The organism is Caballeronia sp. LZ008, assembly GCF_031451435.1.
Classification (GTDB): domain Bacteria; phylum Pseudomonadota; class Gammaproteobacteria; order Burkholderiales; family Burkholderiaceae; genus Caballeronia; species Caballeronia zhejiangensis.
The window spans coordinates 2260115-2280710 of sequence record NZ_JARUXK010000001.1; the positions used below are offsets into that span (position 1 = coordinate 2260115).

The following is a 20596-nucleotide window of genomic DNA, read 5'->3' on the forward strand; positions in this document are numbered from 1 at the left end:
ACGGCGCGCGCGGCTTGGTTCAGTCGCCTTGCTGCGTGCGCTGCCGCAACTCGTGCAGCTCGGTTTCGACGACGGTCGCGTCCTCGGCATCCGGACGAATCTCGATGTATCGCTGCAAATCTTCCAGCGCCGGTCGCAGATAATCGAGCCGCGCATACGCGAAACCGCGATCGCGCACTTCCTCGATGCTGTTCGGCAACGCGATCACCAGCCGCTGCTGAACGGCGAGCAGACGCTGCCACCGCTCCGTTTGCAGATAGATACCCTTCAGATTGCGCAGCATGCGCGCGACGATCTCGCGCCGCGTCGCGGGTTGCAACAGCACGCGCAACGCGCTGCCGATCGACTCGCCCACACGCTGCACATACGGCTCCAGCATCTCGACCATCTGCGCTTCGGAGAGCGTCTGGCCAGTCGTCGGATCGAGCATCAGATCGTGGCCCGGCGTCGCGACACGCAAAAGGAAATGCCCCGGAAACGATACGCCGCGCACCGGCAGGCCGAGTTGCTCGGCCATTTCCAGATAGATGACGGCAAGCGAGATCGGAATGCCGCGCCGGCGACGCAGCACCACATTCAGATGGCTGTTATCCGGATCGTAGTAATCGTTGAGATTGCTGGAGAAGCCCAGCTCGCGGAAAAAGTAGCGATTCAGCGCATCGACTTTCTGCTTCGCGTCGGCGTCATCGGGCATGCGGCGACGGGCGCGCACGACGAGTTCGTCGATCTCCGCGAGCGCGGCCTGCATGTCGAGATCGGGATACGCGTCCTGCGCGAGCGACAAGGCGGCTTCCGTGAGCGGAAGGCTGTCGTCGTCCGCCATCAGCGAGGAGAAGTAGTCGAGGATACGCGTTGTCGTCATCAAAGCGTGCGTCTCTTGAAATAGGCGTACTTGAAGCCCATTGCGGCAAGAATACCGAAATATAACGCGGCAAACACGACGAGACTTGCACCGAGAAGCGCGATGCGCAGGACCGGCGTCGCGCGCATGCCGATCCAGTCGAAATTGATCGCCACCCAATGCATCGTCCCCGCAAGAATCAGGCACGCGCCGATCAGTTGCACGAAAAAGCGCAGCCAGCCCGCCGAAGGCTCATAGATCTTGCGGCGGCGCAGCCCCGCGAACAGCAGCAGCGCGTTGGCGAGCGCGCCGAGGCCGATCGAGAGCGTCAGGCCCGCGTGAGAAAAAATCGGCACGAAGATGTAGTTGCTCACCTGCGTCATGACGAGCACGAAGATCGCGATCTTCACCGGCGTCTTGATGTCCTGCTTCGCGTAGAAGCCCGGCGCGAGAATCTTGATGAGGATGAGGCCGATCAGCCCGATCCCGTATGCCGACAGCGCGCGGCCGACCATCACGACCGAATGATTGTCGAACTTGCCGTAGTGAAAGAGCGTCGCGGTGAGCGGCTCGGCGAAGAAAAACAGCGCGATCGCGCTCGGCGCGGCCAGCAGGAACGTGATGCGCAGGCCCCAGTCGAGCAGCGCGGAGTATTCGTCGTGATTGGCGTCGACGTGCGCTTTCGAGAGGCTCGGCAGCAGGATCGTGCCGAGCGCCGCGCCGAGCAGCGCGGTCGGGAATTCCATCAGCCGGTCGGCGTAGTTGATCCACGACACCGCGCCCGCCCCGATGTTCGACGCGATATTCGTGTTGATGATGAGGCTCAGTTGCCCGACCGACACTGCGAACATCGCCGGGACCATTTTCAGCAGCACGCGCTTGACGCCGGGATGCGCGAGCGCGGCGCGGAAGTTCAGCCCGATGCGCGGCGTCATGTCGATCTTCTTCAGGCCGGGCAGTTGCACGAGCAATTGCAGCACGCCGCCGACGATCACCGCATACGCGAGCGCATAAACCGGAATCTTCAGATGCGGCGCGACGAACACCGCCGCGGCAATGAACGACACGTTCAGCAGCACGGGCGCGAACGCGGGCAGCGAAAACTGCTTGTACGTGTTGAGCACGCCCGAGGCGAGCGTCGTCATCGAAATGAGGACGATGTACGGGAACATGATGCGCGTCATCGAGACGGCGAGGCCGTACGCCGCGCCCTCGTGCGACAACCCCGACGCGACCGCGTACACGACCCAGCTCGCGCCCAGCATGCCGAGAAGCGACAGCACGACGAGGAACCAGGTGAGGACCGTCGACATCGCGTCGACGAGCGCCTTGGTCGGATCGTGGCCCTTGCTGTTCTTGAACTCGGCGAGGATCGGCACGAACGCCTGCGCGAACGCGCCTTCCGCGGAGAGACGCCGCAGCAAGTTGGGGATTCGGAACGCGACGTAGAACGCGTCGGTATAGATACTGGCGCCGAAGGCTCGGGCGATCAGCGTTTCGCGGATCAGGCCGGTCACGCGCGACAGCAGCGTGAAGCCGCTGACCGTCAGCAGGGCTCGGAATAGATTCATGGGGCGCTTATTATACGGGCCGCGAGCGGCGCGCCCACGAGACTCGGGGCAATGCTGGCGGCCTATGCCGCTCGTTTGACCCTTGACTAGGCAGCCGCCCAGTGCCGGCGCGATCCACGCCGCGCTTGTCATGTCTCATATTCCCTTGCTATAATCGCGGGTTTCGAAGCTCCAAAAATCGCTCCGATTTTGCGGCTTCGCGTCTTTTCCGGCCCCGGCCGGCGATGTTTTAGAGGTTCTCGGGCAATCGTTCCCGGGATTTCAGATCAAAGGCAGCGCGCTCGATCGCCCGCGTCAGGGCTTTCATGGCCTTCGCCGGCCCCGCGCGCTCCGGACAAGTAACAGCGAAACAGGAAAAGGGAAACCGTCATGGCAAATTCCGCACAAGCTCGCAAGCGCGCCCGTCAGGCCGCCAAAGCCAACTCGCACAACTCGGCGCTGCGCTCGAAGTTCCGCACGGCCATCAAGGCAGTTCGCAAGGCTATCGAAGCCGGCGATCAGGCCAAGGCCGCCGAAGTGTTCAAGACGTCGGTCAAGACGCTCGACATCATCGCGGACAAGAAGATCGTCCACAAGAACAAGGCAGCTCGTCACAAGAGCCGCCTGGCTGCAGCCATCAAGGGCCTGCAAGCCCCCGCTGCCCAGTAATTCCGGCTCGCTTCCGGCGGGCGCATTCCGGTTTCGCGAGTTTCGCGTTCGGGGCGTTCGCCGAAGCAGCTTCCTGTTTCCGCTGCGCAGTAACGAAAAAGCCCGCTTCGGCGGGCTTTTTTGCGTCTGTCGCTTTTCGTCTGTGGCTTTCGTCGCGCGGAGGTCAGGACTGAGGCTGCTGCGTCTGCGTGCCGTGATGCGGCGGCAATTCGCACGCCTCGGTCACGACCAGATCATTGTCTTTTGCGAAGTTCAGAACGAAGTCGAACGCCATCGGTTCGATGTCGCGCAGGCGGGAATCGACAATCACGACCTTGATGTCGCCGATCATCGTCGGACGCACGTAGATGGAATATTGCAGGCGGGCGTTGGGCCCTTTCGCCTTTGGGCCGAAGCCCGACATCACGCCGGCGAGACGCTCGGACCAGTCGCTCGGCCGAAATTTCCTCCCGCTCTTGGTGATGCCTTGAATGAAGTACTCGGTAGGGGATGATTCAGCCATGTAGCAATACCTTTTGACGGCCGGTGACGCGCACCGGAACGCACATGCCTGACGCAGGAACCGCAGGAGCCGGCTAGCGAAAAGCGCCGGGCGGTCTTGCGCGGGTCGATTCTGGCGGAATCGTCCGCGCCCGCGACAGGAAATGGCGGACTCGACAGCACTGGGCAATCCACCGCGAAATCGGAACGCGCAAAGTCACGCCGACCGGATTCTTGCGAACCCTTCGCCGCAGAAGCGCGTGAAACGGTGCTGAATGTTGCAGAACTGTTGAAACGAGCGAGCGTGATTATACCGCAGCGGCCTGTTTTCCGCAGCGCACACAGACATGGGATGCGTCCATCAGGGACAGCCCGAGGCCGTGAGACGGGTCTGCGCGCGCATCCTCGTCCTTTTGGCCAGCCTCGTCAAACATCGCAAAATCCTTTATGCTCAAAAGCGATACCCACTCCCGACGGCGGCGCCGTCCGGCCTCGACGCTCACGCGCGGCGGCCGGTTCGAAGCCGCCGCTTGCGTTTCATGACCGCCAAGAAAATTCGCCACTATCTTCAGTTCAAGGATTTTTCCCTCGACGACTATGAGTACGTGCTCGAACGCGCGTGCATCCTGAAGCGCAAGTTCAAGAACTACGAGACTTATCATCCGCTGCACGATCGCACGCTCGCGATGATCTTCGAGAAGAGCTCGACGCGCACGCGCCTTTCGTTCGAAGCGGGCATTTTCCAGCTCGGCGGCCATGCGGTGTTCATGAACACGCGTGATACGCAACTCGGCCGCGGTGAGCCGATCGAGGATTCGGCGCAGGTCATCTCGCGCATGGTGGACATCATCATGATCCGCACGTTCGGCCAGGACATCATCCGGCGCTTCGCGGAAAGCTCGCGCGTACCGGTCATCAACGGGCTGACCAACGAATATCACCCGTGTCAGGTGCTCGCGGACATCTTCACGTTCTACGAGCATCGCGGTCCGATTTCCGGCAAGACCGTCGCGTGGGTCGGGGACGCCAACAACATGCTGTACACGTGGATCGAAGCGGCGCAGATTCTCGGCTTCAAACTGCGCCTCTCCACGCCGCTCGGCTACAAGCTCGATCCCGCGCTGGTTGCGGAGGAAAGCAAGCCGTTTTTTCAAGAATTCGACGATCCGAACGAAGCCTGCGCCGGCGCCGATCTCGTCACGACCGACGTCTGGACCAGCATGGGCTACGAAGCCGAGAACGAAGCGCGCATGAAGGCGTTCGCCGACTACTGCGTCGATGCCGAGATGATGGCGCGCGCCCATCCCGATGCGCTCTTCATGCACTGCCTGCCCGCGCATCGCGGCGAGGAAGTGAGCGCGGAAGTCATCGACGGTCCGCAAAGCGTCGTATGGGACGAGGCGGAGAACCGTCTGCACGTGCAGAAGGCGCTGATGGAGTATCTCCTGCTCGGCAAGCTGAATCACTGAGCGAATCTGCGCTGCCGATTCGCCGCGCATCCCAAATTTGCGGAGGCGCGGCTTTTTAATGTCAGAATAGTAGTTTTTCCGCGCACTTCATGCCCGTCGCGCGCCCGGCGGACGCGAAGCGGCGCACAACCGCCGCACCGGCTTTTCCGCACACGAGTTCACCATGAGCGATATCAAGAAAGTCGTGCTCGCCTATTCGGGCGGTCTCGACACCTCCGTCATCCTGAAATGGTTGCAGGACAACTACGACGCCGAAGTCGTGACCTTCACCGCCGACATCGGTCAGGGCGAGGAGCTGGAGCCCGCGCGCAAGAAGGCGCTCCAGCTCGGCATCAAGCAGGAAAACATCTTCATCGAAGACCTGCGTGAAGAGTTCGTCCGCGATTTCGTGTTCCCGATGTTCCGCGCGAACACCATCTACGAAGGCGAGTATCTGCTCGGCACGTCGATCGCGCGTCCGCTGATCGCGAAGCGTCAGATCGAGATCGCGCGCGCGACCGGCGCGCAGGCCGTCTCGCACGGCGCGACCGGCAAGGGCAACGATCAGGTGCGCTTCGAGCTCGGTTACTACTCGCTCGAACCCGGCATCAAGGTGATCGCGCCGTGGCGCGAATGGGACCTGCTCTCGCGCGAAAAGCTGCTCGCGTATGCGGAAAAGGCCGGCATTCCGATCGAAATGAAGCACAAGCAAGGCGGCGCGCCCTACTCGATGGACGCGAACCTGCTGCACATCTCGTTCGAAGGCCGCCATCTGGAAGACCCGAAGGCCGAGGCCGAAGCCGAAATGTGGCGCTGGACCGTGTCGCCGGAAGAGGCGCCGGATCAGGCGGAATATGTCGATATCGAATTCGAGAAGGGCGATCCGGTCGCGCTGAACGGCAAGCGCCTGTCGCCCGCCGAGATGCTGACCGAGCTGAACCGTCTCGGCGGCAAGCATGGCATCGGCCGTCTGGATCTGGTCGAGAACCGTTACGTCGGCATGAAGTCGCGCGGCTGCTATGAAACGCCGGGCGGCACGATCATGCTGAAGGCGCATCGGGGTATCGAGTCGATCACCCTCGACCGCGAAGTGGCGCACCTCAAGGACGATCTGATGCCGCGTTACGCATCGCTGATCTACAACGGCTACTGGTGGAGCCCGGAGCGCCGCGCGCTGCAGGTGCTGATCGACCACACGCAGGAGAAGGTCAACGGCTGGGTGCGCGTGAAGCTCTACAAGGGCAGCGTGTCGGTCGTCGCGCGCGATTCGAAGGAAACGCTGTTCGACAAGACCATCGCGACGTTCGATGACGACGGCGGCGCCTACAACCAGGCCGATGCCGGCGGCTTCATCAAGCTGAACGCACTGCGCATGCGTATCGCGGAGAACGCGCGCCGTCAGCGCGGGGACTGATCTTTCGTTGGAATCAGGCTCGAGAAAAAACCCGCCGCGGCGGGTTTTTTCGTTTTCAGACGCGCACCGGCTCCATCTCCAGTTCGACATTGAAACGTGCCAGCACGTCGCGCCTGATGGCTTCGGCGAGTTCGAGCACCTGCGCGCCCGTCGCGCCGCCGCGATTCACGAGCACGAGCGCCTGACGATCGTGCACCGCCGCGCCGCCGATGCCGCGCCCTTTCCATCCGCACTGGTCGATCAGCCAGCCCGCCGCGAGCTTCACTTGCCCGTCGGCTTGCGGGTACGAAACGACGCCCGGTTCGCGCTGCTTGAGCGCCTCGAACGCCTGCGCACTCACGACCGGATTCTTGAAGAAGCTGCCCGCGTTGCCGAGCGCGGTCCAGTCGGGCAGCTTGGCGCGGCGCACGGCGACGACCGCATCGAAAATGGCTTGCGCATCCGGCGTCGCGGCGCCGTCGAGCGCGCGGGCGACGTCGGCGTAATCCGCGCGCGGCGTCCACGCTTTCGGCAGCCGGAACGTGACCGACGTAATCATGAAGCGCCCGCGCCCTGCCCGCTTGAAGAAGCTGTCGCGATAACCGAAGGCGCACGCGGCGCGATCGAATTCCGCGCGTGCGCCGGTCGCGAGTTCTACCGCCGTCAGCCGCTCGAAGCGCTCGCCCATTTCCAGCCCGTACGCGCCGATGTTCTGAATCGGCGCCGCGCCGACCGTGCCGGGAATCAGCGCGAGGTTTTCGAGCCCCGGCATGCCCTGCGCGAGCGTCCACGCGACGAAATCGTGCCAGTTCTCGCCCGCGCCGGCTTCGACGAGCCACGCATCGTCGTCTTCGCCGATCACGCGTTTGCCGCGAATGCCGACGATCAGCGCGACGCCGTCGAAATCGCGCGTCAGCACGATATTGCTGCCGCCGCCGAGCACGAGTTGCGGCATGTTTGCGATGCGCGCATCGGTGGCGAGCGCGGCGGCCGCATCGACGGAATCGATACGCATCGCGTGACGCGCGCGCGCGTCGAAGCCGAACGTGTTGTGGGCGAGCAGAGAGAAATCGGAGAGGAGCTGGAGCGACATGAACGAAGCGCGTCGGTAGAATGACGACAGGTCCGTGATTATAGCGATTGCGCGAGCCACGCCTGCCCGGCGCGCTCGTCGCCTCAATGAAGGAGAAAGACAGATGCCATCGTTTGACGTCGTCAGCGAAGCAAACATGATCGAAGTGAAGAACGCGATCGAGCAATCGAACAAGGAAATCTCGACGCGCTTCGACTTCAAGGGTTCGGATTCACGCGTCGAGCAGAAGGAGCGCGAACTCACGCTCTACGCCGACGACGACTTCAAGCTCGGCCAGGTGAAGGACGTTCTGCTGAACAAGATGGCCAAGCGCGGCGTCGACGTGCGTTTCCTCGACTACGGCAAGCAGGAGAAAATCGGCGGCGACAAATTGAAGCAAGTCGTCACGGTGAAAAAAGGCGTCTCGGGCGATCTGGCGAAGAAGATCGTCAAGATCGTGAAGGACAGCAAGATCAAGGTTCAGGCGAGCATTCAGGGCGACGCGGTGCGCGTGCAAGGCGCGAAGCGTGACGACCTGCAAAGCGCCATCGCGCTGCTCAAGAAGGAAGTCACGGACACGCCGCTCGACTTCAACAACTTCCGCGACTGATTCCTGATTGCTTCAGAAACGAAAAAGCCGTTCCGGTTTGCGCCGGAACGGCTTTTTGCATTATTCGGCGACCTTCTTTTTCTCGCCGATGCGACTTTCCTTGCCCGCCAGCAGCTTCGAAATGTTCGCGCGATGCCGCCAGATGAGCAGCAGGCTCATCGCCAGCACGGCGAGCGAGATGCGGCTCGGCCCGAACAGAAACACCTGAAAGAACGGCGCGAACACGGCCGCGACGAGCGCCGCGAGCGACGAATAGCGGAAGAAGAACGCGATGATGAGCCACGTGAGCAGCGTCGCGATACCGAGCGCCGGATGAATCGCGAGCAGCACGCCCGCCGCCGTCGCGACGCCCTTGCCGCCCTGGAACTTGAAGAAAACCGGGTACAGATGCCCGAGGAACACGGCGATGGCCGCGAGCGCCGTCGCCGTGTTGATGCCCGTTTGATCCCAGCCGAAGCTCGCGCCGAAGTGCGCGACGATCCACACGGGCAGCCAGCCCTTGAACGCATCGCCGATCAGCGTCAGGATCGCAGCCTTCTTGTTGCCGGTGCGCAGCACGTTCGTCGCGCCGGGATTGCCCGAGCCGTACGAGCGCGGATCGGCCAGTCCCATCGCGTGACTCACGACGACGGCAAACGAAATCGATCCGATCAGATAGGACGCGACGGCGACGAGCAGAAAAATCATGGTGTCTTTTCGGTTATGGCGAGAGCGGAACGCATTCTAATCGACGCTCGCGCACTGCACGGGTTTCGCGCCCAGCAACTCGGTCAGCACGCTCGGATCGATGCTCACGAGATACCCTCGCCGCCCGCCGTTCAGATAGATGCGATCGAGTTCGAGAATGCTCGATTCGACGTACACCGGCATCGCTTTTTTCGTGCCGAACGGCGACGTGCCGCCCACGAGAAACCCCGAATGCCGGTTCGCCACTTCGGGCTTGCAGGGTTCGACGCGCTTCGCGCCAATCTGACGCGCGAGATTCTTCGTGGATACCGTGCGATCGCCGTGCATGAGGACGATCAGCGGCTTCGCGTGCTCGTCTTCCATGACGAGCGTCTTGACGACGATATGTTCGTCCACGCCGAGCTGACGCGCGGATTCCTCCGTGCCGCCGTGCTCGACGTAATCGTAAGGATGCTCGCCGAATTCAACCTTGTGACGACGCAGGAATTGCGTCGCGGGCGTTTCGGACACGTGTTTGGCTTTCGACATGCCACGCATTGTAGCGGCGCGCCGTGGCGCTCACCATCGGCCATTCGGCCGAGTATGCAGCGCAACGCGGCCGTGGCACGATCGTTCGCAGATGACGCTATCCGCGCGGATGATGCTCCCGATGCAGCTTCTGCAGCCGCTCGCGCGCGACGTGCGTGTAGATCTGCGTCGTGGAAATGTCCGAGTGGCCGAGCAGCAATTGCACGACGCGCAGGTCCGCGCCGTGATTGAGCAGATGCGTCGCGAACGCGTGCCGCAGCGTGTGCGGCGAGAGCGGCGCGTGCACGCCGCCGTTCAGCGCATGACGCTTGATGATGTTCCAGAACTGCTGGCGCGTCATGCCTTCGCCGCGCGCGGTGACGAAGAGCGCATCGGCGGAGCGCGCGCCGAGCAGCACCTGACGCGCATCGTGCAGATAGCGTTCGAGCCAGTCGTGCGCCGTTTCGCCGAACGGAATCAGGCGTTCTTTCGAGCCTTTGCCCATCACGCGCACGACGCCTTCGTTCAGGCCGACTTCGACCGTCTTCAGCGTGACGAGCTCGGTCACGCGCAGGCCGCTCGCATACATCAGTTCGAGCATCGTGCGGTCGCGCAAGCCGAGCGGCGTCTCGATGTCGGGTGCGCCGAGCAGCGCTTCGACTTGCGACTCGTTGAGCGTCGACGGAAAGCGCGGCGGCTGCTTGGCCGAGCGCAGTTTGAGCGTCGGATCGGCGGACACGCGATGCTCGCGCAACGCCCACGCGTAATAGCGCCGAAAGACCGACAGACGCCGGTTCGCGGACGTCGCCTTGTCGCCGCGGCGCGCGGCCATGTAGCCGTTCATGTCGGCTTCGACGGCGGCATCGATCGACGCGCCGCGGGTCTTGCCGAGCCATTCCGCGAAGAGTTTGAGGTCGCGCCGGTACGCTTCGAGCGAGTTCTTGGCGAGGCCGTGTTCGAGCCAGAGCGCATCGCAAAAGAGATCGATCGCGTCCTGACTCGCGACGAGTCCCGGTGCTTGTATTGCTTCAGTCGTTGCGCTCGTCATGCGATCGATACACCTTCATGCGCCAGCAGCCAGCGCTTCACGTTGCGATAAAAACCTTCGCCGGGATGATGCGCGAAACCGCCGATCCCGCCCGAGGCCACTACCCGGTGGCACGGTATCACGATCGGCAGCGGATTGGAGCCGCACGCCTGCCCGACCGCGCGCGGCACGCTGCCGATCTCGCGCGCGAGCTGGCCATAGGTCCAGACTTGGCCCGCCGCGATGCCCGAGATGCCGCGCCATACGCGCTGCTGAAACGCGGTGCCGCGAAGCGCGAGCGGCAGGTCGAAGCGCATCGAAGGCGTCTGAAAATACGCGCGGATCTGCGCGGCGGCTTCCTTGGCGAGCGGCGTTTCAGGCTCAATGCTGCCGACATCGTCCGGCAGATAGACGATCTCGCGCACGCATTGCGCATCGGCGCGAATGCCGACCTTGCCGAACGGCGCGTCGATCACGGCATCGAATGGCTTCACGTTCTTGTCCCTTGATCGAGCGCCCACAGCACATGCTCGCGCACCAACGCCGAGGAATCGTCCGCACGCGCGCGCAATGCATCGGCGATCGCTTCGCGTTCTTCCGCATCGAGCGACGGATCGCGCAACGCATTGCCCATCGCGACCGCGATATTGCGCAGCCAGCGCTCATGCCCAATGCGCCGGATCGCGCTGCCCTGCATGCGCGTGTCGAAATCCGCCGCGCTCCATGCGAACAGCTCGACGAGCGTCGCGCGATCGAGTCCGTGGCGCACGTCGAAATCCGCGACCGGCGCGGCCTGCGCGAACTTGTTCCACGGACAGACGAGCTGACAATCGTCGCATCCATACACGCGATTGCCGATCAGCGGACGCATCTCCTCGGGAATGCTGCCGTGCAGTTCGATCGTCAGATACGAGATGCAGCGCCGCGCGTCGACTCGATACGGCGCCACGATCGCGCCCGTCGGACACGCGCCGATGCAGCGCGTGCACTGCCCGCAATGCGCGCCTTCGTGCTCGGGATGCGGATCGACGGGCAACGGGACATCGACGAAAATTTCGCCGAGAAAGAACAGCGATCCGGCGTCGCGATCGAGCAGCAACGTATGCTTGCCACGCCAGCCGGCGCCCGCTTTCTGCGCGAGCGCGACTTCGAGCACCGGCGCTGAATCCGTGAACGCGCGATGCCCGAACGGCCCGATCTCGCGCTCGATGCGCTCCGCCAGCTGCTGCAGGCGATTGCGCATGACCTTGTGATAATCGCGCCCGCGTGCGTAGATGGAGACCATCGCCTGCGACGGCTTCGCGAGCCGCGACCATTCGATCGCGCGCCAGTCGTTCTTCTGACCGTCGGCTGTCGCGACACTTTCATCGCCCTTTTTCGCGAGCGTTTCCGCAGGAAGATAGGCCATGCGCGCGGTGATGACACGTCGCGTGCCGGCCACAAGCTCGGCCGGTCTTGCGCGTTTCATCCCATGTTTGGCCATATAATCCATTTCGCCGTGATAGCCTGCTTCGAGCCAATCAGTCAGGCCCTTCTCGGCATCCGTCAGGTCGATATCGCTGATGCCGACCGCACCGAACCCCAACTCGCGCCCCCATGTCTCGATGCGCTGCGCGAGTTCTGCCAGCGCGTTTTCATCGAGATCGAAGACGCGAGACTCTGAATCGGATTCAGCGGCGGCGTCGCTGGACGCTGTCGTGATTTCAACGGAATGTTCCGGCAATCGGTTCATCACGACATTTTACGAGCAATGCCCGAAAGCCCCGCACGAACGACGCAAGACTTATCCGCCGCGCTTCTCGAACGCCGCTTCGACCTGCGCGACGAAGCCGCGACGCTCGCTTTCGGAGAACGCTTCGCGCGCGCCATCGACGCTACGCGTCTGTCCATATCGCACGCTTCGTCTGAACGTTTTCACGGTCTGCAAGTCCAGTTGATCGGTGATCTCGGCGCGGGCAAGACCACGCTCGTGCGCGCGACCTTGCGCGCGCTCGGCCACGTCGGCCGCGTGAAGAGCCCGACTTACACGCTCGTCGAGCCGTATTCGCTCGTCACCGAAAGCGGTCCGCTCGACGTTTATCACTTCGATCTCTATCGCTTCGCCGATCCGGCCGAATGGGCCGATGCCGGCTTTCGCGAATATTTCGATGCGGGCGCGGTGTGCCTCGTCGAATGGCCGCAACAGGCGGGTGGCCTGCTCGGCGTGCCGGATCTCGTGTTTGCGCTGTCTCTGCCGGACGAAGGAACGTCGAACGATGAAGGCCGCGTGCTGACCGCGCGGGCATTTAGCGAAACAGGAAAGTCATGTCTCGAAAGATGTTGATCAAGCCATTTCATTCGATCGAATCGGCTGCCCAAGCGCCGCACAACTGGCGTCGCCGTCAGGTGTTGCGCGCAGGCGCTTCGACGCTCGTGCTCGCGCTCGTCGGACCGAAGCTCGCGCATGCGAGCAGCGTGCTCGGCGTGCGCGTGTGGCCCGCGCGCGACTACACCCGCGTGACGATCGAATCGGACCAGCCGCTTCAGAACGCCAATCAGCTATTGCAGGGGCCGGACCGGCTCGTGGTCGATCTCTCCGGCATCGATCTCGATCAGGCGCTGCGCGATCTCGTCTCGAAGATCACGCCGAACGATCCGCAGATTCAGGCGGTGCGCATCGGGCAATATCAGCCGCATGTCGTGCGCATGGTGTTCGATCTGAAAGGATCGGTGAAGCCGCAGGTGTTCACGCTCGGGCCGATCGGCAGCTACAAATATCGGCTCGTGTTCGATCTGTATCCGGCCGTCGCACCCGACCCGCTGATGGAACTGCTCGCGCAGACCGAGCGCAAGCAGGAAGCGCTCGACCGCGCCAATCCGAATCCGTCCGCGCCGCCGCCCGCGACGCTTTCCGGGCCGGCGACCGCGCAGAAACCGACGACGCCCGATTCCACCGACGAGTTCTTCCAAAAGTACGCGCAGAACGAAACGCCCGCCGAAACGCCGCCGAAACCGGCGGTCAAGCCGCGCGTGCCGGCGCCGCCGCCCGTCATCGCGAAGAAGGACGACGACAACGACGCCTACGCGTTCTCCACGCCCAAGCAAGGCGCCGGCACGACGCGCCTGCTCACCGTCGCGATCGATCCCGGTCACGGCGGCGAAGATCCGGGCGCGATCGGCGGCCAGGGCACGTACGAGAAGCACATCGCGCTCGACATCGCGAAGAAGCTGCGCGCGAAGATCGACGCCCAGCCCAACATGCGCGCGATGATGACCCGCGACGCCGACTTCTTCGTGCCGCTCAACGTGCGCGTGCAAAAGGCGCAGCGCGTCTCCGCCGATCTTTTCGTGTCGATTCACGCCGATGCCTTCACGTCGCCCGAAGCGCGTGGATCGTCGGTGTTCGCGCTGTCGGAGCATGGCGCGTCGAGCGCGGCTGCGCGCTGGATGGCGAACAAGGAAAACTCGTCGGATCAGGTCGGCGGCATCAACGTGAAGTCGCAGGACGCGAGCGTGAACCGCGCGCTCTTCGACATGTCGACGACCGCGCAGATCCGCGATTCGATGCGCTACGGCAGCTTCGTGCTGAACGAAATCGGCGGCATCAACAAGCTGCACAAAGGTTCGGTCGAACAGGCGGGTTTCGCCGTGCTGAAGGCGCCGGACATTCCGTCGATTCTCGTGGAGACCGCGTTCATCAGCAATCCGGACGAGGAAACGCGCCTGAACGACGACGCCTATCGCGACAAGATGGCCAACGCGATCATGAAGGGCATCAAGCGCTACTTCGCGGCGAATCCGCCGCTCGCGAAGAGCCGCATGACGTGAAAATCCGGCCGGGTTTCGTTCAGCGCGCCGGCAGAATGCGCTGAACGAGCCGCGCGCCGAATACGTTCACCACGAGTCCCGCCATCACGAGCGCCGCGCCCGCCACCTGCGCCGAATTCAAACCCTCGCCGAGAAACAGCGCCGCCGACGCCAGCCCGATCACCGGGACGAGCAGCGAGAACGGCGCGACGCTTCCCGCCGGATAGCGCGCGAGCAACTTTCCCCACAAGCTATAGCCGACGATCGTCGCGATGAACGAAAGATAGAGAATCGCGAAGATCGAGATGAGCGGAATCGTCGCGAGACTGTATTCGATGCGCGCCGGGCCTTCGAAGATGAGCGAGAGCGCGAGGAACGGCAGCGGCGGAATCAGGCTGCCCCACACCACGAGCGAGAGCAGATCGACCTTGCCCATGCGCTTCGTCACGATATTGCCGAGCGCCCACATCGCGGCGGCGGCGAGCGTGAAGAGAAAGCCGGTGACGGTCATCGCGTGACCGCCGCGCATGCCGATGAGCGCAAGCCCCGCCGCCGCGATCAGCAGGCCGGCGACGTTCGCCGCGCGGATGCGCTCGCCGAGGAACATCGACGCGAAGATGAGCGTGAAGAATGCTTGCGCCTGCAGCACGAGCGACGCGAGACCGGCGGGCATGCCCACGTACATGCCGTAGAAAAGCAGCGCGAACTGCCCGAGAGAAATGGTGAGGCCGTAGGCAAAGAGCCAGCGCAGCGGTATCTGCGGGCGCTTGACGAAGATCGCGGGCACGGCGGCGAGCGCGAAGCGCAGCGCGCCGAGCAGCATCGGCGGAACACCGTGCAGTCCCAGCTTGATGACGACGAAATTCACGCCCCACGCGAGAATGACCACCGATGCGATCAGCAAATCCTTTGGCGACATCGCCCTCTTCCTTGTGTCATGTGCGTCGTTGGCGAGCCGTAAAGTGTAGCCGAGGGCGCGGCGGCAGGCTTGTCAAATCCTGCGCGGCATGACGATGCACGCAAAAAGCGCCCGCGCCTCGTGAAAGGCGCGAGCGCTTTCGCTGCGGTGATGCGAAACGGCGCTTACTTCGTCTGGCCGGATTCCGTGCCCGCATCGTTGCCGGTTTCGACGGCCGGCGTCTTCTTGGTCGCCGTCGATTTCGTCGTGTGCTTGTGCGTCTTGTGCTTCTTCGGCGTGGTCGCGGCCGAATTATCGGTGGTGGCGCCGGCGGTGTCGTTGCCCATCGCCGCAGACGAATTGCCCGACGAGGTCTGCGCGAACGCGCTCGTTGCGGCGGTGGCGGTGAAAAGGCCAGCGGTGATGGCGATCAAAAGCTTGTTCTTGCTCATTTCGACTCCCTATCCAAATTGTCACGTTGCGAAAGTTGCGCGAAGCCGCGTGCCTGGAACCCACGCGGCACCAAAAAAACGAAAGTCTCGGCGGCAACGCCTGCGCCGCGCGGCATCGGCCGGTAGAATCGGCTGATCCACGCGCCATTCCGGCGCGCGATCTTCCTTCCGGAACCCGCCATGCCTTCGACGATCCGCGCATTGCTGAAGCCACACCAACATGACGTCGGCGGCCTCATGGTGCGGCGCGTGCTGCCCGCCCTCGCGGCGCGCACCGTCGGACCCTTCATCTTTTTCGACCATATCGGTCCCGCAACGCTCGTGCCCGGAAACGGCCTCGACGTGCGTCCGCATCCGCATATCGGGCTCGCGACGGTCACGTATCTGTTCGACGGCGCGATCATGCATCGCGATAGCGTCGGCTCCGTGCAGAAGATCGTTCCCGGCGACGTCAACTGGATGACCGCGGGCCGCGGCATCGTCCATTCCGAGCGCACGCCCGACGAGGAACGCGCATCCGGCCAGACGATGCACGGCATCCAGACGTGGGTCGCGATGCCCGCCGCGAGCGAGGACATCGAGCCGGCATTCGAGCATCACGCAGCGGCGGCGTTGCCGCAGATCGAGCGCGACGGCGTCACGCTGCGCATCATCGCGGGCACGGCGTTCGGCGCGAAAGCGCCCACGCGCACGTTTTCGCCGACGCTTTATGTCGCCGCGCAGTTCACGCCCGGCAGCGCGATCACGCTCGATACGGAGCACGAGGAGCGCGGCGTGTATCTCGTGAGCGGCGATTTGTCGATCGACGGCGAACCGCTGCCCGAACAGCAGATGGCCGTGCTCGCGCCCGGCGCCGACGCGAAGCTGACGAGCGCGAACGGCGCGGTCACGATGCTGCTCGGCGGCGCGCCGCTCGACGGCCCGCGCTTCATCGAATGGAATTTCGTGTCGAGTTCGCGCGAGAAGATCGACGCGGCCAAGATCGCCTGGAGCGAGCAGCGCATGGGCCACGTGCCCGGCGAGACCGAGTTCATTCCGCTGCCGCCGCAGCGCCGCGAGAATCGCGCGCCCGAAGCCTGACGCTTGAGAACCGGCTGTGTCGTCCCCACGTAATCGGGATCGACCGAAAGCATTAGGAGAAAACGCATGGATACGACCCTCGCCACATTCGAGAAAGATGTCATCAACGCGTCGATGCTCGCGCCCGTGCTCGTCGATTTCTGGGCGCCCTGGTGCGGCCCGTGCAAGACGCTCGGCCCGATGCTCGAGAAGCTCGAAGTCGAAGCGGCGGGCGCCTGGAATCTCGTCAAGGTGAACGTCGACGAGAATCAGGAACTCGCCGCGCATTTCCAGGTGCGCAGCATTCCGCACGTCATTGCGTTCGCGGAAGGACGGCCGGTCGATCAGTTCATCGGCGTGCTGCCGGAAGGCCAGTTGCGCGAGTTCATCGACCGTCTCGTGCCCGCCGGCGCCGATGCCGAGCGCCGCGCCGCGCAGAGCGCGTGGGCCGCGGGCGATCGCCAGCTCGCGATCGACACCATCAAGGCCGCGCTCGCGCTCGATCCGGGTTACGAGGACGCGCGTCTCGATCTGATCGAATGGCTGATCGCGGAACGCCGCATCGACGAAGCGAAGGAAGAGGTCAAGCTGTTGTCGCCGAAGACGACGCAAGGCATCGACGCGCGCTACAACGCGTTGAAGACCGAGCTCGACGCCGCCGATGCAGCAGCCGATCTGCCGCCCGCCGACGCGCTCATCGACGCCGTGAACGCGAACCCCGACGATCTCGATGCGCGCTTCGCCCTGGCCAATCGGCTGATCGCGGGCCGCGATTACGCTGGCGCGCTCGAACATCTGCTTGCGATCGTCGTGCGCGACCGCGCCTTCATGGACGACGTCGGCCGCAAGACGATGCTGTCGGTGTTCGAACTCGCCGCGAATCAGCCGGATCTCGTTTCGCAGTGGCGGCGCAAGTTAAGCGCGGCGATCAACTGATCGTCGATCGATCGCCGGCTTTGGATGAAAAAATGGCCAGCTATCGAAGCTGGCCATTTTCCTTTCACGCGGCGCGCTTCGCCAATTCCCGCAAGACATGCGCGGCCGCCGCGAAGCCGAAGCTCGCCGTCACGCACACGCTCGAACCGAAGCCCGCGCAATTCAGCCCGACGGGCCCCGCGTAATTCGCGCCGGTTTCGAGATGTTCGGCGCCTTCGCTGATGTCGCACGCGGGCGCTTCGGGATAGATCAGCGGCTCGTCCGAATACACCGCGCTGACCTTGAATCGCGCCTTCGGTCCGCGCGGAAAACCGTGCAGCCTGCGCAACTGGCCGCGCACTTTCGAGAGCAGCGGATCCTGAATCGTGAGCGCGAGATCGTCGATGCGAATGCGCGTCGGATCGAGCTGCCCGCCCGCGCCGCCGACCGTGATGAGCGCCTGCTTGCGCGCCACGCACCACGCGATGAGCGCCGTTTTCGTACGCACGCTGTCGATCGCGTCGATCACATAGTCGAAACCGCCGCCGAGCGTTTCATCGAAATTGCCCGGCTCCACGAAGTCTTCGATCTGCCGCACGTCGCACGCCGGATCGATCAGTTTGATGCGCTCGGCCATCGCCGTGACTTTCGCCTTGCCGTAGTTGCCGTCGAGCGCGTGAACCTGACGATTCGTATTGCTTTCGGCGACGTTATCGAGATCGATCAGCGTAAGCCGGCCGACAGCACTGCGCGCAAGCGCCTCGGCAACCCACGAACCCACGCCGCCGATGCCGATCACCGCGACATGCGCCCGCTCGAACGCGGCGAGCGCAGGCGCGCTGTAGAGGCGCGCGATGCCGCCGAAGCGCCGGTCGCGATCGGCGAGTTCGTGGACGCTGGGCGTCGCAGTGGTTTCGGATGAAGCGTTCATGTCGTGCGGATGGATGAAATCGGATGCATTGAAAGCAAACTAAAAGCTGCCGAAAAGCACCGCACGTTGTGCGGCGTCAAGCAACGCTTACAGACGGCTATCGAGTTCGCGAACGTGGTAGTTCGATCATGCAAAATGCGGTCGAATTGCGTATTCTGCCTTATCGAAACCATGAACGTGATAGCCGCGACTGCCGCGCTCCCGGCACGCGGTGCGGGCCATGGGTAATCAGGGCAAGATCGTTTCACCTTGGCTATACTGACGCGACTGTAGCGCTTGCATAAAAAATGACGACCCTCGCAGACCTTCGCAAAAACTATTCGCGCGGCGCGCTCGATGTGTCCGACGTCGACCCGAATCCGATAAGCCAGTTTCAAACCTGGTTCGCCCAGGCGCTCGATGCGAAGCTGCCCGAACCGAATGCGATGACGCTTGCGACCGTCGATGGCCAAGGCCGTCCGTCCGCGCGCATCGTGCTCATCAAGGGCGTCGACGAACGCGGATTTGTTTTTTTTACCAATTACGATAGCCGCAAGGGCCGCGAACTCGCCGCGAATCCGGCCGCGAGCCTGCTGTTCCACTGGATCGAGCTCGAGCGTCAGGTGCGCATCGAGGGCCGCGTCGAAAAGACGAGCGATGAGGAGAGCGATGTGTATTACGCGTCGCGTCCGCTCGGCTCGCGCATCGGCGCGTGGGCATCGGATCAGAGTAAGCCGCTCGAAAGCCGCGAGGCGCTGGAAGCGCGCGAGCGCGAGATGATCGCGAAGTACGGCGACGCGCCGCCGCGCCCGCCGCACTGGGGCGGATATCGCCTCGTGCCGGACACCGTCGAATTCTGGCAGGGACGCCCGTCGCGCCTGCACGACCGCATCGTGTACACGCGGGACGGCGCGGGCGATCCGTGGCAAATCATGAGACTCGCGCCGTAAGTCAATAAAACGCGGGCATTGGCAGCAACCGAGATCGCAACGGCAACGAACATGAAGGCGCGAGCCTTCACCTTGATTTTCTTTAGCGCGGAGAAACAAGCATGTTCTGGGAGAAGAAGCTGACGCAGTGGGTTGAGGAAGTGCGCGCGCGGGCCAATTTGCCCGCGCGTCTCGTGCTGTGGGATGGCCAGCAGCACGATTTCGGCCAGTTCGCCGCGCCTCAGGTGACGTTGCACGTAAAGAGCGCGACCGCGCTGCCCTATCTGCTCGAACCGAGTCTCGACAATCTCGGCGAAGCCTACGTGAAGGGCAAGATCGACATCGAAGGCAAGCTGTCCGACATCATCAACATCGGCTACTCGCTCGCGAAAAGCACGGTGACGAGCGCGAGCAAGCTCGCCCGCGTGCGACGCTACTTCAATCACTCGAAGACGTCGGACAAGAAAGCCATTCAGTACCACTACGATGTGTCGAACGAGTTTTATCAGCTCTGGCTCGACAAGAACATGGTGTATTCCTGCGCCTACTTCGAGAATGGCGACGAAGACATCGACACCGCGCAGTTGAAGAAGATCGACCACATTCTCACGAAGATCCAGTTGCAGCCGGGCCAGCGCCTGCTCGATATCGGCTGCGGCTGGGGCGCGCTCGTGATCCGCGCGGCGCAGAAGTTCGGCGCGAATTGCGTCGGCGTCACGCTTTCGGAGAATCAGTTCAAGCTCGCGACCGAGCGCGTGAAAGCCGCGGGCCTCGCCGACCGGATCGAAATTCGCCTTCAAGACTATCGCGATATTCCGGGGCAGTTCGACCGGATCACGAGCGTCGGGATGTTCGAGCACGTCGGACGCAAGAATCTGCCGGAATACTTCTCGAGGATTCGCGATCTGCTTGTCGATGACGGCGTCGCGATGAACCACGGCATCACGTCTTCCGATGCCGACAGCGGCGAGACATCGCTCGGCGGCGGCGAGTTCATCGACAAGTATGTGTTTCCGGACGGCGAACTGCCGCACATCAGCCTCGCGCTAGAATGCATGCAGCGCGGCGGGCTGGAGGCGATCGACGTCGAAAGCCTGCGGCGGCATTACGCGCGCACGCTCGACATCTGGGCCGAGCGGTTCGAGGCCAACGCGGAGCAAGCGAAGAAGCTCGTCGACGATGAGCATTTCCGCATCTGGCGCGTGTATCTCGCGGGCTGTGCGTATGCGTTCGAGAACGACGACGTGTCGATCTATCAGGTGATCTGCCGCAAGGCGGGACGCAGCGCGACGACGCTGCCGTGGTCGCGGCGGTATATCTATGAGAAGGCGCTCTGAGACAGGTGCTGATGATTCAAGCAGGC

Annotated in this window: 22 protein-coding genes; 10 read left to right on the top strand and 12 right to left on the bottom strand. The window is 63.4% G+C overall.

The genetic code is table 11. From position 1 onward, the window contains the following. Nucleotides 1-19: 19 nt before the first annotated feature. Both QCE49_RS10495 and murJ read right to left on the bottom strand, forming a co-directional pair. The gene (locus QCE49_RS10495) at nucleotides 20-862 is read right to left on the bottom strand and encodes a SirB1 family protein (RefSeq protein ID WP_008342728.1); all 843 of its coding nucleotides are present in this window, start codon (nucleotides 860-862) and stop codon (nucleotides 20-22) included. Next, complete coding sequence (gene murJ, locus QCE49_RS10500) at nucleotides 862-2412, bottom strand: murein biosynthesis integral membrane protein MurJ (RefSeq protein ID WP_249798771.1); 1551 nt, start codon at nucleotides 2410-2412, stop codon at nucleotides 862-864. Before murJ ends, QCE49_RS10495 begins: the two co-directional genes overlap by 1 nt. Nucleotides 2413-2781: 369 nt before the next feature. On the opposite strand from murJ, the gene rpsT reads away from it, so the two are divergent. Then, a complete protein-coding gene (rpsT, locus tag QCE49_RS10505; protein WP_008342733.1) occupies nucleotides 2782-3060 on the top strand; it encodes a 30S ribosomal protein S20 in 279 nt (92 codons plus the stop codon). A gap of 163 nt (nucleotides 3061-3223) precedes the next feature. On the opposite strand, the gene QCE49_RS10510 is transcribed toward rpsT, so the two are convergent. Continuing rightward, nucleotides 3224-3562, bottom strand: coding sequence for a DUF3579 domain-containing protein (locus QCE49_RS10510; RefSeq protein ID WP_008342735.1), 339 nt, complete (start codon nucleotides 3560-3562; stop codon nucleotides 3224-3226). A gap of 517 nt (nucleotides 3563-4079) precedes the next feature. Between QCE49_RS10510 and argF the strand changes: the two genes are divergently transcribed. Together argF and QCE49_RS10520 are read left to right on the top strand one after the other, a co-directional pair. Further along, complete coding sequence (argF, locus tag QCE49_RS10515; protein WP_250457455.1) at nucleotides 4080-5009, top strand: ornithine carbamoyltransferase; 930 nt, start codon at nucleotides 4080-4082, stop codon at nucleotides 5007-5009. 163 nt (nucleotides 5010-5172) lie between these two features. Then, nucleotides 5173-6402 carry an argininosuccinate synthase gene (locus tag QCE49_RS10520; protein WP_175980456.1) on the top strand — a complete coding sequence of 410 codons (1230 nt, stop codon included), beginning with the start codon at nucleotides 5173-5175 and terminating at the stop codon, nucleotides 6400-6402. A gap of 55 nt (nucleotides 6403-6457) precedes the next feature. On the opposite strand, the gene murB is transcribed toward QCE49_RS10520, so the two are convergent. Beyond that, nucleotides 6458-7474, bottom strand: a complete 1017-nt coding sequence (murB, locus tag QCE49_RS10525; RefSeq protein WP_250435121.1) for a UDP-N-acetylmuramate dehydrogenase — start codon at nucleotides 7472-7474, stop codon at nucleotides 6458-6460. Nucleotides 7475-7577: 103 nt separating this feature from the next. Here murB and QCE49_RS10530 point away from each other — a divergent pair, with 103 nt between their 5' ends. Further along, nucleotides 7578-8063 carry a YajQ family cyclic di-GMP-binding protein gene (locus tag QCE49_RS10530; protein ID WP_008342740.1) on the top strand — a complete coding sequence of 162 codons (486 nt, stop codon included), beginning with the start codon at nucleotides 7578-7580 and terminating at the stop codon, nucleotides 8061-8063. A 60-nt stretch (nucleotides 8064-8123) separates the two neighbouring features. Here the strand turns inward: QCE49_RS10530 and plsY are convergent, their stop codons facing one another. The 5 genes from plsY to queG form a co-directional block, all read right to left on the bottom strand. Continuing rightward, entirely contained in the window at nucleotides 8124-8750 is a 627-nt protein-coding gene (gene plsY, locus QCE49_RS10535; protein ID WP_008342743.1) for a glycerol-3-phosphate 1-O-acyltransferase PlsY, read from the bottom strand. Nucleotides 8751-8786: 36 nt separating this feature from the next. After that, nucleotides 8787-9278, bottom strand: coding sequence for a Cys-tRNA(Pro) deacylase (ybaK, locus tag QCE49_RS10540; RefSeq protein WP_239295102.1), 492 nt, complete (start codon nucleotides 9276-9278; stop codon nucleotides 8787-8789). A 97-nt stretch (nucleotides 9279-9375) separates the two neighbouring features. After that, complete coding sequence (gene xerD / locus QCE49_RS10545; RefSeq protein WP_250457454.1) at nucleotides 9376-10305, bottom strand: site-specific tyrosine recombinase XerD; 930 nt, start codon at nucleotides 10303-10305, stop codon at nucleotides 9376-9378. Beyond that, nucleotides 10302-10778, bottom strand: coding sequence for a methylated-DNA--[protein]-cysteine S-methyltransferase (locus QCE49_RS10550; protein WP_034471573.1), 477 nt, complete (start codon nucleotides 10776-10778; stop codon nucleotides 10302-10304). Before QCE49_RS10550 ends, xerD begins: the two co-directional genes overlap by 4 nt. Continuing rightward, complete coding sequence (gene queG, locus QCE49_RS10555; protein ID WP_250457453.1) at nucleotides 10775-12016, bottom strand: tRNA epoxyqueuosine(34) reductase QueG; 1242 nt, start codon at nucleotides 12014-12016, stop codon at nucleotides 10775-10777. The genes QCE49_RS10550 and queG overlap by 4 nt, the downstream gene beginning before the upstream one ends. Nucleotides 12017-12034: 18 nt before the next feature. Between queG and tsaE the strand changes: the two genes are divergently transcribed. Next, entirely contained in the window at nucleotides 12035-12607 is a 573-nt protein-coding gene (gene tsaE / locus QCE49_RS10560; RefSeq protein ID WP_250435130.1) for a tRNA (adenosine(37)-N6)-threonylcarbamoyltransferase complex ATPase subunit type 1 TsaE, read from the top strand. Further along, on the top strand, nucleotides 12589-14091 hold the full coding sequence (locus tag QCE49_RS10565; RefSeq protein ID WP_175980461.1) for an N-acetylmuramoyl-L-alanine amidase: 1503 nt from the start codon (nucleotides 12589-12591) through the stop codon (nucleotides 14089-14091). The genes tsaE and QCE49_RS10565 overlap by 19 nt, the downstream gene beginning before the upstream one ends. A 19-nt stretch (nucleotides 14092-14110) precedes the next feature. Here the strand turns inward: QCE49_RS10565 and QCE49_RS10570 are convergent, their stop codons facing one another. Both QCE49_RS10570 and QCE49_RS10575 read right to left on the bottom strand, forming a co-directional pair. Beyond that, nucleotides 14111-14989 (bottom strand): EamA family transporter, encoded by an 879-nt coding sequence (locus tag QCE49_RS10570; RefSeq protein ID WP_250457452.1) that lies wholly within the window; start codon nucleotides 14987-14989, stop codon nucleotides 14111-14113. Nucleotides 14990-15153: 164 nt separating this feature from the next. Continuing rightward, on the bottom strand, nucleotides 15154-15420 hold the full coding sequence (locus QCE49_RS10575) for a hypothetical protein (protein ID WP_250435132.1): 267 nt from the start codon (nucleotides 15418-15420) through the stop codon (nucleotides 15154-15156). Between the two features lie 180 nt (nucleotides 15421-15600). On the opposite strand from QCE49_RS10575, the gene QCE49_RS10580 reads away from it, so the two are divergent. Together QCE49_RS10580 and trxA are read left to right on the top strand one after the other, a co-directional pair. Then, nucleotides 15601-16500: a pirin family protein gene (locus tag QCE49_RS10580; protein ID WP_250457451.1), complete on the top strand. Its 900-nt coding sequence runs from the start codon at nucleotides 15601-15603 to the stop codon at nucleotides 16498-16500. A gap of 66 nt (nucleotides 16501-16566) precedes the next feature. Beyond that, entirely contained in the window at nucleotides 16567-17415 is an 849-nt protein-coding gene (gene trxA / locus QCE49_RS10585) for a thioredoxin (RefSeq protein ID WP_244807596.1), read from the top strand. 64 nt (nucleotides 17416-17479) lie between these two features. Here the strand turns inward: trxA and QCE49_RS10590 are convergent, their stop codons facing one another. Then, complete coding sequence (locus QCE49_RS10590) at nucleotides 17480-18325, bottom strand: ThiF family adenylyltransferase (RefSeq protein ID WP_250457450.1); 846 nt, start codon at nucleotides 18323-18325, stop codon at nucleotides 17480-17482. Between the two features lie 287 nt (nucleotides 18326-18612). On the opposite strand from QCE49_RS10590, the gene pdxH reads away from it, so the two are divergent. Together pdxH and QCE49_RS10600 are read left to right on the top strand one after the other, a co-directional pair. Next, nucleotides 18613-19254 carry a pyridoxamine 5'-phosphate oxidase gene (gene pdxH / locus QCE49_RS10595; RefSeq protein ID WP_250457449.1) on the top strand — a complete coding sequence of 214 codons (642 nt, stop codon included), beginning with the start codon at nucleotides 18613-18615 and terminating at the stop codon, nucleotides 19252-19254. A 101-nt stretch (nucleotides 19255-19355) separates the two neighbouring features. Next, nucleotides 19356-20570, top strand: a complete 1215-nt coding sequence (locus QCE49_RS10600; RefSeq protein WP_008342762.1) for a cyclopropane-fatty-acyl-phospholipid synthase family protein — start codon at nucleotides 19356-19358, stop codon at nucleotides 20568-20570. The last annotated feature ends 26 nt before the right edge of the window (nucleotides 20571-20596 follow it).